General features: G+C 50.4%; 13 protein-coding genes and 1 pseudogene. 6 read left to right on the top strand and 8 right to left on the bottom strand.

Annotated elements, in window-relative coordinates:
* Window positions 1–145: 145 nt before the first annotated feature.
* From ACL7TT_RS18370 to ACL7TT_RS18345, 6 genes and pseudogenes are all read right to left on the bottom strand, one after another.
* A pseudogene (locus ACL7TT_RS18370) lies at window positions 146–288 on the bottom strand (IS256 family transposase); the annotation flags it as partial.
* Window positions 289–646: 358 nt separating this feature from the next.
* Window positions 647–1,141: a peroxiredoxin family protein gene (locus ACL7TT_RS18365; protein ID WP_413397615.1), complete on the bottom strand. Its 495-nt coding sequence runs from the start codon at window positions 1,139–1,141 to the stop codon at window positions 647–649.
* A gap of 285 nt (window positions 1,142–1,426) precedes the next feature.
* On the bottom strand, window positions 1,427–2,170 hold the full coding sequence (locus tag ACL7TT_RS18360; protein WP_413397613.1) for a hypothetical protein: 744 nt from the start codon (window positions 2,168–2,170) through the stop codon (window positions 1,427–1,429).
* Between the two features lie 804 nt (window positions 2,171–2,974).
* Window positions 2,975–3,613, bottom strand: a complete 639-nt coding sequence (locus ACL7TT_RS18355) for a LutC/YkgG family protein (RefSeq protein ID WP_413397611.1) — start codon at window positions 3,611–3,613, stop codon at window positions 2,975–2,977.
* On the bottom strand, window positions 3,610–5,058 hold the full coding sequence (locus ACL7TT_RS18350) for a LutB/LldF family L-lactate oxidation iron-sulfur protein (protein ID WP_413397609.1): 1,449 nt from the start codon (window positions 5,056–5,058) through the stop codon (window positions 3,610–3,612). Before ACL7TT_RS18350 ends, ACL7TT_RS18355 begins: the two co-directional genes overlap by 4 nt.
* A complete protein-coding gene (locus tag ACL7TT_RS18345; RefSeq protein ID WP_413397608.1) occupies window positions 5,051–5,827 on the bottom strand; it encodes a (Fe-S)-binding protein in 777 nt (258 codons plus the stop codon). The genes ACL7TT_RS18350 and ACL7TT_RS18345 overlap by 8 nt, the downstream gene beginning before the upstream one ends.
* A 142-nt stretch (window positions 5,828–5,969) precedes the next feature.
* Here ACL7TT_RS18345 and ACL7TT_RS18340 point away from each other — a divergent pair, with 142 nt between their 5' ends.
* The 6 genes from ACL7TT_RS18340 to ACL7TT_RS18315 all read left to right on the top strand — a co-directional run bounded on the left by ACL7TT_RS18340 (window position 5,970) and on the right by ACL7TT_RS18315 (window position 12,698).
* Window positions 5,970–6,881, top strand: coding sequence for a LysR family transcriptional regulator (locus ACL7TT_RS18340; protein ID WP_413397606.1), 912 nt, complete (start codon window positions 5,970–5,972; stop codon window positions 6,879–6,881).
* A 72-nt stretch (window positions 6,882–6,953) separates the two neighbouring features.
* The gene (gene agaR / locus ACL7TT_RS18335; RefSeq protein WP_413397604.1) at window positions 6,954–7,736 is read left to right on the top strand and encodes a transcriptional repressor AgaR; all 783 of its coding nucleotides are present in this window, start codon (window positions 6,954–6,956) and stop codon (window positions 7,734–7,736) included.
* Between the two features lie 197 nt (window positions 7,737–7,933).
* On the top strand, window positions 7,934–9,238 hold the full coding sequence (locus ACL7TT_RS18330) for a sugar MFS transporter (protein WP_413397602.1): 1,305 nt from the start codon (window positions 7,934–7,936) through the stop codon (window positions 9,236–9,238).
* A 31-nt stretch (window positions 9,239–9,269) separates the two neighbouring features.
* Window positions 9,270–10,556, top strand: coding sequence for a D-tagatose-bisphosphate aldolase, class II, non-catalytic subunit (locus ACL7TT_RS18325; RefSeq protein ID WP_413397600.1), 1,287 nt, complete (start codon window positions 9,270–9,272; stop codon window positions 10,554–10,556).
* 2 nt (window positions 10,557–10,558) lie between these two features.
* Window positions 10,559–11,710 (top strand): SIS domain-containing protein, encoded by a 1,152-nt coding sequence (locus ACL7TT_RS18320; protein WP_413397598.1) that lies wholly within the window; start codon window positions 10,559–10,561, stop codon window positions 11,708–11,710.
* Between the two features lie 64 nt (window positions 11,711–11,774).
* The gene (locus ACL7TT_RS18315; protein ID WP_413397596.1) at window positions 11,775–12,698 is read left to right on the top strand and encodes an ROK family protein; all 924 of its coding nucleotides are present in this window, start codon (window positions 11,775–11,777) and stop codon (window positions 12,696–12,698) included.
* Window positions 12,699–12,845: 147 nt separating this feature from the next.
* Here the strand turns inward: ACL7TT_RS18315 and ACL7TT_RS18310 are convergent, their stop codons facing one another.
* Window positions 12,846–13,640 (bottom strand): IclR family transcriptional regulator, encoded by a 795-nt coding sequence (locus ACL7TT_RS18310; protein WP_413397594.1) that lies wholly within the window; start codon window positions 13,638–13,640, stop codon window positions 12,846–12,848.
* A gap of 103 nt (window positions 13,641–13,743) precedes the next feature.
* Window positions 13,744–15,105: an L-fucose:H+ symporter permease gene (fucP, locus tag ACL7TT_RS18305; protein ID WP_413397592.1), complete on the bottom strand. Its 1,362-nt coding sequence runs from the start codon at window positions 15,103–15,105 to the stop codon at window positions 13,744–13,746.
* Window positions 15,106–15,113 lie beyond the last annotated feature (8 nt).

The following is a 15,113-nucleotide window of genomic DNA, read 5'->3' as shown; positions in this document are numbered from 1 at the left end:
ATACTGAAAGCCTCCGAGCGCTGGACGCACCCGATCCAGAACTGGAACTTGACGCTGTCACAGCTGACGATCCACTTCCCGGATCGCCTGGAGAAATATATCAGCCTATGAGGCTACTTGGCTGACACAGAGTTTTGAACACCCTCAGGTGCTCCTCCAGCTCCGCGCTTATGGCTGCTTCAGTAAGCTGCTCAATCAAAGATGTTAGGATACCACTTTGCCGCTCAGGTCTTTGCCCTCACGCAGCGCCTTGACAGCAGCATTCATATCGAAAATAGGTTTGCTCATAGGTCATCCCTTTTTTGCTAATGAAAAAGAAATGACACAGAATTATGAACACTACCATCTTTGATCTTATTTATTAGTGCACAACCTGTTGCTATATATCCGATTCTATTGCCGATAGCCTTTGAGTGTATGCCATTATTTTATACTTCCCATTACTGATCTCAAAATCAACTTTCTTATGCCTTATAACAAAATACTCGTTTGAATTTATAAGTTAAAAAATCGCACATTAATATTACAGCCTCTTCATTATAGTCAGCATTGATGTTTCTATTGAAACCTTCCCATGTATTGTAAATACTGATGGAATAAGCTATCTTTATGTGTAAATACATTTAAGAAAAGATTTTTTAAAATATTAATTTCCGTTGTTTAAATGTTGTTCTGAAATAAGGCTTGCCAGCTCGGCCCCAAGCATAAGATCGTGTTCATGACCAAATTTTTTTTTGCGAAGATAGCCATTTCGATCAATTAGGATTAATGTTGGTGTCCCTCCCATTTGGTACGCGGTCATTGTCATTGGATTCGGGCTTCCATCACTGGAAGGCATATCAATGCCGACTGGAAAGTCAATACGGTATTCATGCAAAAAAACACGTAACGATACCTCTTTCATAGCCTCATGGTTCTCAAAAACTGTATGCAGCCCGACAACAATAAGATCATTCGAATTAAACAAACGGTAAACTTTCTTCGCTTGGGGAATTGAATGTTCTACACATCCAGGACAGAGCATTTGAAATGCAAAAATGGCGATTACTTTTCCTTTAAGTTCCGCCAGAGATAATGTTTCGTTTGTATTTAACCAGGTTTGAATGCGCAGTTCTGGTGCTTTTTTAAGCGTCGCCTGCATAATAATCACCTCTTTTAATAGGAGGCATAACTGAAAGCCGGATTATGCCTTTGCCAATCGAAAAGCCTGTTTAACTTGTCCGGTTAATGATGGATCTTGAGAGGCCACATCAAAAACACTACAACACACAATAGTGACGCGTGGGTACTTTCATTAATCCACAGCTCAGATGTGACACCATAAAAGGAAACACCCTTTAACGCCCTTATATTTCGAAATGGCACCAGTACGAACACGTCTGTTTTACCGATAACAGAGAAATATCTGGGGCTATCTATTTATCAATTATTCAATCTTGCCGGGAAACGATAAATCTCCGGAGGCAACATCAAAGACATTTACAACACAAAACAACGGTGCGTGCGCACTTTCATTAATACGAAGACCGGAAGTTACTCCATCGAAAGCGATACCTTTCAGCTCTTTTGCATTTCGAAATGGCACTCGAACCAGTACTTGCTTGCCGTCAATCACAGGAGAATATCCTGGGCTGTCAATCAGAAGGGGTAGGCCTGGCCAGGTTAGTGGCAATTTAGGTGTCGCTCCGGCAGGGATATCTTGTACTTTCAAAGCACCTTTGCCGCAAACATCATCCGGCACCAAAACAACCCAATGGGAATGCCATACGGTGCCGTCATTTTCTAAATCACCATCGCCATTTTCATCAAATAGGGGTGTATCGTCGAAGTCAGGGTGAGATGCTATGACCATTGCTAGGATGCCCTGATTTTTGTCAAAACCAACAGCAGAGCTATCAATTTTGGTCGGCCATACATATGAGAATGCTTCGCTGCCTTCCAGTTTACCAATGGGTGTTGGCTTCGATTGGCCTGCCTTGTTGCTGACACGCATTTTAAATATCAACCAATTATCGCCGGCCTCAATATTTGCATGAACAATATCAAACTCCGCGAGCTTGGCATTTCCTTTTTTGGCATTTATCCCGCCATTATTTGCAATGGTTTGTGTAGTTGAAAGGCTAGTAAATAGAAAGATTAAAAAAATAGGCGTAATTAATGCCTTTTTCATGGTAATTACTCCTTTGCAGTCAGTTCCTGGAGTCGAATGACGAGGATTCAAAAGCGCTGTAAAAATCTATACACCAGGCTATTTGCGCTCAAATTTTACACGGATTCTTCACACTGATTATGTTAATATTACTCGATATAACGATCAGTAGTAGCTACATTGGTGTGCCTTGTAATGTCTCTGAGATGCTCCATGGGCTCCGCAATATACAAATATGGCACAATGAGTGGACAGTGCAACTCTCGAATATACGATGTTTTATTACAATTCATCGTTAACTATTTTGGACAATACATGACAAATGTCGAGCACTTGTCATTGAGTCTTTATTCTTATTTTTAACGATTACCAGCAGTGCCTAGTCAGTCGCGGTAGGCAGTAGTGCAAGGATCAGATGCAAAATCCAAATGGCGTCACTTTCTCTTCAAGGCTGCCAACTATTGCTCATGGATCTGAAATAATTAATATAATTTGGTATCAAAGCACGCATGAAATACGATGCCAGAAAACTTAGCCATGAAGAGCAGCATCTCATCCGAGAAATTGCCCTCCAGCGCGTATTTGATGAGGAGTCAGCAGCAGAAGTCATCCGTAGCTTGGGGCCAGGTAGCAGAACTATTTTTCCTTGGTTGAAAATTGCACGAAAAAGGCATCGATGCATTAGCACCTAAAACCAGGGTGGGTAAGTCAGATTGTGTCAGGCCTGATTCGGGATAAATTCAGTACTGACGAGTGTTGATTTCAATGTGGAAGTCTTTGTGCTCATAGCGCTTGTTATTGTATTGGGCTAATGGCGAGACAGATTTATCCTGTCAACAGTAGTACGACCAGTGCATGCGGGCCGTGAGCACCATATGCCAGGGTCTGCTGTATGTCAGCGGTCTTTGAGGGGCCTGAAACCAGAATGGCATTGGTGGGCATGGCCTGGCTCCAGGCTTGTCGCTGTATGGCCGATTGAAAGTCGGGAAAAAGACTCTTTTGTTCGACTAGGACCAAGTGTACGGGAGGCACCAGAGACATGCTTCTGGGCTCTACCGAATCTGGCCATAAGATGATTGAACCGGTTTCGGCAATGGCGCCTTGGGAAGTGGTTATGGCTGCGTCAATTTTGTTAAATAACGCCTGCTTAAATATTTCAATACTCTCTGGAAATTCTGAATATTTGGGGGCATCTGCAGTTGGCAGCATATGCCGGGTGCGCTCGGAGGTGAGCAGGGTGGAAATCTTTTTCTCGATAAGGAGAGCGCTCAGAATTTGTGTGAGTGCTGAGCGGGCCGTGATAATCACCTCTGCGTGATTGCTCTCCAGGGCTTGGACAAACTGCTCTGTCATAAACTCTGTTGATGGCTCTGCTGGAGATTGCGCGGGGCGGGCGAAAGCGTGTTTTGCGCTCAGGGGTGTTCGATTTAACCGGGCGAGGATGTTCTGCTTGGCCGAATTCATGAGTGAATCCTGTTTTTAAGTCGCTCGTGAAGGGGCTTTGATGCGGGCTTGGGTAGCGTCCGGCTCTGTGTCCAGCCGTTTTTCCAATTGGGTATTAGCTGGCGGCCGCGCGTTACTGCCCAACTGGTCGTGCGATAGAGTGCAGGTCTTGAGCAGATGCCGGCCCACACCCTCCACAACAAAGCCTCAAGCCGCCGGCGCGCACTGCCTTCCCCGTGCATCACAACCGGTTCTGTTCGGTCTGAATGTTCAGTTTTGACCCGTAGCGAGGGCTTGTTGGACTCAACCCTCAGTCGCTGTAGAAGTTTTGGAATGGGTATTTTGACAGGGCAGACTTCTTCGCAGGCGCCGCAGAGGGACGATGCTGTGGGCAGGTCCTTGGTCTGTTCCAGGCCAAGCTGATGCGGAGTGAAAATCTGGCCAATTGGGCCAGGGTAAACGGTGCCGTAGGCATGACCGCCAATGCGCGTATACACCGGGCAGTAATTCATGCAGGCGCCGCAGCGAATACACTGCAGGGTTTTGCGAAGCTCGTCGTCGGCAAACGCCTGGCTGCGGCCATTGTCGAGCAGTACCAGATGCACTTCTTTCGGACCATCGCGCTCATCGTCCTGGCGTGGCCGGGTAATCATATTGACATAAGTGGTGATGGCCTGCCCGGTGGCTGAGCGCGTAAGCAGCTTAAGCAGTGGTGGTATATCGGCCAAAAATTCCACCACTTTTTCGATGCCGGTTACTGCAATATGCAGGTTGGGGACGGTTGTGGTCATTCGGCCATTGCCTTCGTTTTCAACCAGGCAGAGGGTACCGGTTTCGGCGATTGCAAAGTTGACGCCGCTAATGCCAACGTCTGCGCCATAAAAGTGCTGCCTAAGCTGTTCCCTGCCAGTATTGATTAAGCGGTCAACATCGGTGGTGTAATTGACGTTGGGTATTTTGTCGGCAAACAGGTGCCCGATCTGCTCGGCATTTTTGTGTATGGCCGGCATGATGATATGCGAAGGGATTTCTTTTGCCAGCTGGACAATGTATTCGCCCATATCGGATTCAATACAATCGATGCCGAATTGATGCAAGTGGTCGGTGAGTCCTATTTCCTCGGTGACCATGGATTTTCCCTTAACTGCGCTGCGACCACCGCGATCGGTGATGAGTTGCTGCACGATTTGATTGGCTTGTTGTGCGGTCTCGGCCCAGTGTACCTGTATACCATTGCTGTGGCATTGTTGCTCCAGTTGCTCAAGCAGTTGTGGCAACTTTTGCAGGCAACGCTGTTTAATCGCTTCCCCCTGGGCACTGAGCTGCTCGAAATCTTCCCGGTCGGGAAATGCCGCTCGGCGTTTGTTGCGCAAGAAATCCATGGCGCCGCGGAAATTTGAGCGGATGGTATTATCCTGCAGCGCTTGATGTGCGTTGTGCTTAAAGTTCCGAGGTGAATTATGCATTGTCAATGGGCTCTGGTTCTGCCTGTGTGCGCTGAAGTAAGTAGCTGGCCAAATGGATACCGCGTAGAGTTTGCTGTTGGTGTTCGAACGCACCATTGAGGTTGAGCATACAGCCCCAGTCGGCACTGACGTAGAGGTCGATGTCAGCTTCGCGCAAGTGCCGCGTCTTGTCTTCGAGCATAGCGCTGGAAATATCGGCGTGCTTGACAGAAAAGCTGCCGCCAAAACCGCAGCATTCACTTTCGTAAGCCTGTTCGACCAACACAACATTGTTCAGTTGGTGCAACAACTGAACACCGGGTTCTCTAATGCCCATTTCTCTGCGTCCTGCGCAGGAGGTGTGCAGGGCGACGCGCTCGGGGTGGCCATTATCCTCCAACTTGATTTTCAGTACATGAACCAGAAACTCCGAGAACTCATAGATCCGCTCTGAAAAGGCTGCCACTTCAGGGCTGTCGGGCAGTAGCGTGGGATAGTGTTTTCTCAGCATGCCGCCACAAGACCCGGACAGTACAACGATGGGCCAGGGCTGGGGAAATTGCGCTATTTGGTGGATGGCGACTTGTTGGGCTTGTTCGGCGTAGCCCGAGTTGTATGCAGGTTGCCCACAGCAGGTTTGACCCTGGGGATAAATGATCTCAATGCCCTCGCGCTCTAGGAGCGCAATGGCATCCAACCCGGATTGTGGTGCAAAGTTATCAACCAGACAGGTCGCGTACAGATAGACTTTTTTCGGTTTGGACGGGTAGTGCTTGATGGCTGTTTGCATAGCAGGCCTCAATCGATGCTGAGCTCAATGGGCTCAGCCGCTGTGGATACAGGGGTGAATGCAGAGTAATCACTGTGATATTGGGTGTATATAGAAAATAGATTATTATATTGTTTCCAAAAAATTATTAATCGATACCAATATGCCGTCAGCCAGTGATCTCGCACTTTTTGGCCTGCTTGTGGAGGCAGGCGCTTTTCATCAGGCTGCAAAAACCGCCGGTATGTCGGCGCCGGGCTTTAGTAAGCGTATTTCCAAGCTTGAGTCCGAGCTCAAAACCCAGCTGGTTTATCGCAGCACCCGAAGCCTGAGCTTAACTGAGGCGGGAAAGCGTCTGTGGGAGCACGCCAGAATCATTAATTTACGTTTTGACCGGGCACTGGCGGAAGTGTCCGAGTACAACGCCGAGCCCAGGGGGGAGGTGTGCATTAGTGTACCGACGATTTCGGGGGATATCCTTCTGGCCGATACAATCTCTGATTTTTGCGAGAAATACCCCAGGATCAGAGTCGATTTAAGGCTGGATAATAATTACGTTGACCTGATTCGCGATGGTGTCGATATTGCCATTCGCACCGGGCAGCTGCAGGACTCCAGTCTCAAGGCGCGCTTGTTGATTGAATCCGATTGGGTTGTTTGCGCATCAGAGGGTTATTTACAGCGGCACGGAGCGCCGGACTCGCCTCAACAGTTGCTGGATCACAACTGCCTTATCTACAGCCTGCAGGATGGTGGGGCTAAAAACTGGCTGTTTAAAGGGAGAGAGGGGCGCTATAGCCTGGCGGTGGGCGGGAGTCTTGAGAGCAATAATGGCATGGTGCTGAAGAGGTCAGCCCTGCGGGGGCACGGCATCATCTATGTGCCCAGGTGTCTGGTGCATCGAGAGCTTTGCAATGCAACCCTGAAGCAGCTGTTCAAGCACCAGACCGATAAGCGCCAGGGAGTTTACGCGGTTTCCCCCTTTTCAAAGGTGCAGTCACTGCCGGTCAGGCTGCTGATAGATCATACAGAAGCGGCCTATGGCAGCTATGCCGATTGGTTTCAGGATACCTGAGCGTCTCAAGTGTAAGTTTGTGAAAGTGCTGATGGGTTGTTAAGATTTCCTTTTGATCGCGATAGAGATTCCATGTTTGACACCATTCAGCGGCGCCAAAAAATCGTCGAAGAAATCCAGCAACAGGGGCAGGTACGTGTCGAGGCCCTGTCCAAGCGTTTTGCGGTATCCTCGGTGACCATACGCGGTGATCTCAATGAGCTGGATCGCCGCGGCCTGTTGGTGCGCTCCCGCGGAGGGGCGGTGGCCTCAACGCCGCTGGCCAAAGAGCTGTCGATGAATGATCGCTATCGGCAAAATCTTACGCTGAAGCAGAAAATTGGCAAGCTGGCGGCGAGTTTGATTGGCAATGGCGAGCGTGTGATTCTCGATTCTGGCAGCACCGCCGAAGAGGTGGCGCGCCACTTACATAAGCATCAGAACCTGCAGGTGATGACCAGTGGCCTGAATGTGGCTACCCGTCTGGCAGAAATCGATGCTGTCGCCCTGATGCTATGTGGCGGTAACCTGAGACACAAGACCCAGTCATTTTATGGTCCCCTGGCTGAGGCGAGCCTGAAGAACCTGCGTTTCGACAAGTTTATCCTGGGGGTAGACGGCTTTGATCTGGAAGCGATTACCACCCACTTTGAGCCGGAGGCGTGCCTCAATCGGCTGATGTGTGACGCGGCCAATGAGGTTATTGCCGTGACGGATTCGAGCAAGTTCGGCCGCAAGGGCCTGCATCTGATCTGTCAGCTGTCCAGATTGACCGCTGTGGTGACCGATAGTGCTCTGCCAGAAGACTATGCCGTGCGCTTAGCCCAGGCTGACGTGACCGTACACTTGATTAATGCCGGACCCGATCAGGTTTAATCCAGCAGTTGTACTGGCCTCGGTGGTGCCTCAACGCTCTTTAATGACTTAATTCCGCTCAGTGGCCTGGGCGAAATTTTTTCATCTATAGACTTTCGTTTGCTTTCGAATGTATTATTTGAAAGATGTCGAAACTTCTGTTTTGCCTGACAAATCCAGCCGGTGTTTTTATAACTTCTAATAATGAGTGCCAACCCATGTTGATAAATACCCGTTCATCCAGCCTTTTACCGATGCTGATCATTGGCATTTTGTTTTTTACCTTTGGCTTTGTGACCTGGTTAAATGGCTCTTTAATCCCCTTTCTGCAGATTGCCTGTGAGCTGAGTCATACCGAAGCCTACCTTGTCACTATGGCGTTTTACATCGCCTACACAATCATGGCACTGCCTATGTCCATGGTGCTGCGTCGCACAGGCTACAAAAATGGCATGGTATTGGGATTGTTGGTGATGATGGTGGGCAGCTTGATTTTTATACCCGCCGCCCTGAGTCGTACTTACAGTGTATTTTTGATGGGGCTGATGGTTCTGGGTACCGGCCTGACGATCTTACAGACAGCCGCCAACCCTTACATTGTGGTGATTGGCCCACGTGAAACCGCGGCGGTCCGTATTAGTATGATGGGCGTGTTAAACAAGCTGGCTGGTGTGGTGGCCCCCCTGGTCTTTACCGCCTGGGTGTTGAGTGATATTTCTCAGTTCTCTGAAGGCGCTCTGGCCGCTATGAGCGTCAGCGATAAGACCGAGGCCCTGGTGGATTTGTCATCTCGATTGATGACACCTTATGCCATTATGGCGATGCTGCTGCTATTGCTGGCTGCATTCGTGAAGTTCTCTCCTCTGCCTGAACCCGACCTGGGTGAAGAATCAACCGAGAGCGGCATATCCCGTTCGATCCTGTCGCATCCGCAACTGATGCTGGGTGTGGCGGCTCTGTTTTGTTATGTCGGTGCTGAAGTGATTGCGGGGGATACGATCGGATTATTTGGCAAGGGTCTGGGGGTCAATAACTTTGGCCAGCTGACCTCTTACACCATGGGCTTCATGGTGTTGGGGTATCTGATCGGGATGTTGCTCATCCCTCGCTGGATCAGCCAGTCGAAAGCGTTAATGGTCTCGGCGGCCCTGGGGATTGTGTTGAGTGTGTTGATCTACACTGCCAGCCCGGACAATTATGGTGTTTGGAGCAGTCTGTTGCTGTGGACCGGTGTGCAGGGTATTCCCAATGTGGTTTTGTATGTGGCGCTTTTTGGTTTGGCCAATGCGCTGGTTTGGCCCGCCATTTGGCCCATGGCGCTGGAAGGGCTGGACGCTAAAGAGACCAGTACCGGCTCGGCACTGTTGATCATGGCAATCGCAGGCGGAGCACTTTTACCGATGCTTTACGGTTTGGTGGCCGACATACTACAGGACAGTCAAACGTCCTATCTACTGATGATTCCCTGTTACCTATTTATCCTATTCTACGCTTTTAAAGGCCACAAACTGCGTCAGTGGTGATTGTGTAAACAACGTCGGGCAGGATTTTGCCATGCAAAAAATTCTGGATATTGCTTCCGATAACCGGCGCGGTTTAGCGCGCGGAATTTATGCTATCTGCACTGCGCACCCGTTGGTTCTCAAGGCGGCACTGCTACAAGGGCTCAAGGACAATACGCCGGTATTGATCGAAGCAACCGCCAATCAAGTGAATCAGTTTGGCGGTTATACGGGCATGCAGCCTGCAGATTTCATCCCTTTCGTCAACGCGATTGCCGAAACCGTCGGCTTTGACCGGCAGCAAATCATTTTTGGGGGCGATCACCTGGGGCCGGTATGCTGGGTGTCGGAGCCCGCCGAGCAGGCGATGGCGAAAGCCAAGGATCTTATTCGTGCTTATGTGGCCGCAGGTTTTAAAAAAATCCATTTGGATACCAGTATGCGCTGTGCAGATGATACCGGGCCACTCACCGACGCCACTGTCGCGGAGCGCGCCGCCGCACTGTGTGCGGTGGCTGAGAAAACGGCACTGGCGGTTTTTGGTTGCGCGGAGCTGGTCTATGTTGTGGGAACCGAAGTGCCGCCTCCAGGCGGCGCGGCAGAAGCCATTGACGATCTGCAGGTAACCGCCTGCGAGGACGTGCTCGCAACTGTTGAGGCGCATCGGAAAGCTTTTTTTCAGCGGGATTTGTCTCAGGCTTGGGAACGGGTTGTGGGGCTGGTGGTACAGCCGGGGGTTGAGTTTGATCACACCTCGGTACACGACTATCGCCGGGATGACGCTAAAGATTTATCCGCTCTGCTTTCAAAAATCCCCAATCTGGTTTATGAGGCACACTCGACCGATTACCAGCCGGCAAAAGCCTACACGCACTTGATTGTCGACCACTTTGCCATTCTCAAAGTCGGCCCACAGTTGACTTATGCACTGCGCGAAGCGCTATTTTCCTTAAGTCATATTGAGGATGAGCTTATTACAAAAGAGAAGTGCTCAGGCCTGCGTCAGGTCTGTGAAGACATCATGTTGGCATCACCCGAGCACTGGGCAAACTACTATCCGAAGCAGGAGTCTCAGGGGCGCCTTTACCGGCGTTACAGCTACAGTGATCGTATTCGTTACTATTGGGTGAAGCCTGAAATTGAACAGGCGGTTACCTGCCTTATGAATAATTTAACCGAATCGTCCATACCGGAGCCTTTGCTTGCGCAGTATCTCCCGCAAGAATATCAAGCCGTGCGTTCGAAAGTGCTGAAGCCAACTGCGCAAGCGTTAGTTCTTTTTCATATTATGCAAGTGATCGATGTCTACGCCAAAGCTTGCTGGAAGCAAGAGGTTTAGCGATGTCTGAGTATTTATTAAATTATCCAGCGGCTGTGTTGGAAAAGGCTAACAGCTATTGGACAGCAAAAGAAATTGATCAGCAGCCCCGTGTATGGCGCGAAGCGGCACAAAATATCGTAGATCAGCGAAGCGCAATTGAAGATTTTCTCGTACCAATTGTGGCGGATGCCGGGCTGAAAATTATTTTACTGGGGGCCGGAAGCTCTTCGTTTATTGGTGAAGCGATTGCTCCCCACTTGCGCCAAAGTTTGAAGCGACGTGTGGAAGCCATCAAAACCACTGATATCCTGGCGGCTCCGGAATTGTATTTAGAGGCGCAAACTCCGACACTGGCAATTTCGTTTGCCCGCTCGGGCGATAGTCCGGAAAGCCTTGCCGCCGTGGCGTTGGTGAATCAGATTGTCGAGCAGCACTTCCATTTGGTGTTGACATGCAATCCTGATGGCAGTCTGGCCAAAGTCTGTGCCGAGCGAGGGCAGGACCACATGCACTGCCTGTTGATGCCTGAAGGCACCAATGACCGCAGCTTTGCCATGACCAGCAGCTATTCCTCTATGATTGTTTCCTGTCTCTGTGTGTTCGGAGCTTGTTCAAGCTGGGTTGAGCAGGCGGCTCAAATGACCGAGCGCTTATTGGCGCAAGAGCTCGACCATATTCAGACGCTGGCGCAGCGGCCCTTTAATCGCCTGGTGATTTTGGGGGCTGGGTCACTGCTGGGGTGCGCTCAGGAATCCGCGCTTAAAATGCTGGAATTAAGTGCTGGCCAAGTGGTGCCAATGCATGACTCACCATTGGGTTTTCGCCATGGTCCTAAATCCGTGGTTGATAAAAACACGCTGATTGTGCATTTTCACTCTGCCAATGCTTATACTGAACTCTACGACCGGGATCTTTTTGCAGAGCTAAATCGCGATGACAAGGCGCTATCCATTATTGGACTGTCGGCGGATCATTTTCAGTTGGATAGTAAATCGAGCGCTATGATAGACGATATCTGGCTTGGTTTGGTGTACGTTGTTTTCTGTCAGGTGTTGGGATTCTACAAGGCGATTAATCTGGGGATTGGTGCTGACAATCCGTGCCCCTCCGGTGAAGTGAATCGGGTTGTACAAGGCGTGAGTTTGTATCCTTATGGATCACAGGCCGAATAATCACTGCTGAAGACGGGCTCAAGGGTCTGAAGGTGTAACATAGTGGGGGTGAGCGGGGTGAATAATGCTATACGGTATTGATGTCGGTGGAACGAAAATCGAAATAGCCATTTTTGATGAGAATCTAAAGCGTCAAGACGGCTGGCGAGTCGACACCCCGAAAGACTGCTATCGCGATTTTATTGACGCAATTATTTCTCTGATTGCACAGGCTGACCAGCGCGTGGAGCAGCCGGCAAAGGCCATCGGTATTGGCATGATCGGCATCGTTGACGATAACGGCAACTGTGTCTCTTCCAACTTGCCCTGTGTGAATGGTATGTCTTTGGTTGAAGACCTGACGCGCTCACTGGTGCGGCCTGTGGCCATAGACAGCGACATGAATACTTTTGCTCTTTCTGAGTCCCTGGGCGGCGCTGGGGCGGGTATTGACATGGTATTAGGCGCGATTGTGGGGACCGGTACCGGCAGTGGTCTGGTGGTTAAAGAGCAAATATACAAAGGCCGGTCGGGCATCGCGGGTGAGTGGGGGCATGTGCCTATTTCGGCAACATTGGTACAGCGCTACCAGCTGCCTCTGCGCGCTTGTGGTTGCGGCGGTTTCGGTTGTGCCGAGACCTATATTGCCGGCCCTGGGCTGTTGTGGCTCGGTCAGCATTGCGGAGGACAATTTGTCGATAACCCAGAGTTGATTGCGGCGCTGCGTGGAGGGGATGAGCGGGCTGAAAAAGCTTTTGCTATTTATCTTGATTGCCTGGCGGGTAGCCTCGCCCAAGCCATTTTGCACTACGATCCGGGTGTGATAGTGATCGGTGGGGGCGTGTCCAATATCCGTGAAATTTTCCATCGACTGCCGGCTTTAATTGAAGCGCACCTATTGCCCGGAATGTCTGTTCCAGCGTTAAAGCGCCCTCGATTTGGTGATGCCAGCGGTGTTCGCGGTGCCGCCATCATGGCTCAGCAGCTCTGTCAGAAGACGGCGAGGTGACACAGTGAAAAAGCACCTGTGAACAGCCGAGTGTTTACCGGTGTTCACTGGTTGGATCAGTATGTCCTAGTGATCGAAAGCCCAAATTAACCTGGATTGACGGTGTGAGGGGGTACTGTAATGATGAGTCCCAATACGGGGCTGGTGTTATTCCGGTTTATAGCCAAGCTGTAGAGAAATACTGTGCGCGGCGGCTGATAGCATCTCTTTCACTTGATCAAAGGTGGGGTGTGGGGCGTTATCCAGGCGCTCAAGGTAAGGGACTGTGATCGCAGCCAGGACTTCGCTGGTATAGCCAAAAACCGGGTAGCTGATATCCCTTACCCCACTGACCTGCTGACTCTGCTTGCTTTCATAGCCCTGCTCGCGCACTTTTTTTAATCTCGCCATTAGCGCTGACTTTTTGAAGCTATCGCCGGCGCGTTCCTGCAGCATTTGCTTGAGCATGTCATCCTCGGCAAAGGCCATCAAAACATGGCCGGAGCAGGTGTCGACCAGGTCTATTTCACTGCCCAACTTTACTCGGAAACCAAGATCCATCTGGCTGTCACGCTGACCAATGACCAAGACTTTACCACGGTGATAAACGCTGAGATGGCAGGACTGCTCGATGGCGGGGGCCAACTTTTGCATGATCGGCAGGCTGGCACCAGTCAGCCGTTTAACCAGTGAATGCTGATGAGACAGCTCAAACAACTTCATGGTTAATACATAGGTGTCTCGTCCGGACTCGGTACTGAGGTAACCGCGTCGATCAAGCACGGCGAGCATGCGAAAAATTTCACTGGTGGAGCGCGACAGTTTGGTGGCTATTTCACTGAGGGTTAAACCAGACTCTTCACCGCTGAGCAGCTCGATGATGTCCAGCCCTTTTTCCAGCGCTGGCGCCGTGTAGGGGGTTTTAGCCTTCTTTTTGTCCTTTTCTTCAGGGACTTTTGTCACGGAAATCTGGCACTCCTGGACTCTGTTTGTGATTGCGCTACTTTCAGCTGCGAAGTGTAGCACAACTGATCTGGGGCTATAAAGGAAGCGGCTTTGGACACACTCACCCATGGAGGTGTTTGGCTCGGTAGCCATAGATGGCAATAACCACAAAGCAAATCAACGGCAGTGCAAATGAAGCTTGAGCGCCGCTCAGAAAATCCAGCGACCAGCGATCAATGACACTGGCTTGCAGCATCGGCAGAAAAGTGCCGCCGACGATGGCCATAACCAGTCCTGCAGCACCGATCTTGGCATCGTCTCCATGCAGCGTTTTAAGTGCGATACCGTAAATGGTTGGAAACATTAATGACATGCATCCTGAAATGGCGACCAGGCAGTAAAGTCCGTCAATGCCACCGATAAAAATGGTGCCCAAGCTGAGGAGCATCCCGCCAGATGAAAGAATTATTAACAGAAAACCAGGGCTGACGAACTTGAGTAAAAAAGTACAGATAAACCGACTGATGCAGAAGAGAACCATGGCGGCTATGTTGTACTGTTGGGCGAGAATCTGTGCCTCCTTTTCTGCCATACCTTCAGAGATAAAGACCTCGGTACCGTAATGAATGATGAAAGTCCAGCACATGATTTGCGCACCGACATAAAACATCTGTGCGATAACACCCTCAACATAGCGTGTCGAGGTTACCAGGCGCGCTAAAATGGCCTTCAGACTGGCATTGTCGCTGCTGGCGGTGGGGTTGCCAGGCATAGCGCGCAAACTGATGATGACAAAGAGAACCGCCAGCACTAAACCGATCGCGATGTAGGGGGTGCTGACCACAGTGAGGTCGGCAGCTTTTACGGCTTCAAACTCCTCCAGAGGGAGGGCTTCCCGGGCGGATTTACTGCGAGCATCCAGGTTGGCCAGAATGAACTGCGATGCTGTGTACATGCCCAGCAGAGAGCCGAGAGGATTAAATGCCTGAGCCAGATTCAGACGCCGAGTGGCTGTTTCTGAGGGACCCATGGAAAGAATGTAAGGGTTGGCTGTGGTTTCAAGGAAAGCCAATCCGCAGGTTAAGACAAAGTAGGCGAGCAAAAAAGGATAAAACTCTCCGATTTGGCTGGCGGGCACGAACAGCAGGCCCCCCAGTGCATAGAGTCCAAGCCCCATTAAAATGCCGGCTTTGTAAGAAAATCGACGGATAAACAGCGCCGCGGGAATGGCCATAGCGCCGTAGCCGCTGTAGAAGGCAACTTGTACCAGCGTGGCTTCAGTGGTGCCGGTCAGGAAAATCTTCTCGAACGCCGCGACCATGGGATTAGTGATATCATTGGCGAAGCCCCACAGAGAAAAACAGCAGGTGACCAGAATAAACGGAATCAGCAGGGCCTTTGGAATCAGGGCATTTTTTTGCGGGCTCGCTGTGTGAGCCGCTCGGGCGGGAATATCTGCCGAACTTGTGTCTGCGATCGTCATTGGATGTT

It is taken from the genome of Microbulbifer jejuensis, assembly GCF_047289955.1.
Taxonomy (GTDB): Bacteria; Pseudomonadota; Gammaproteobacteria; order Pseudomonadales; family Cellvibrionaceae; genus Microbulbifer.
The sequence above is the reverse complement of the archived record's forward strand: the minus strand, read 5'-3'. Positions and strand labels throughout refer to the sequence as shown.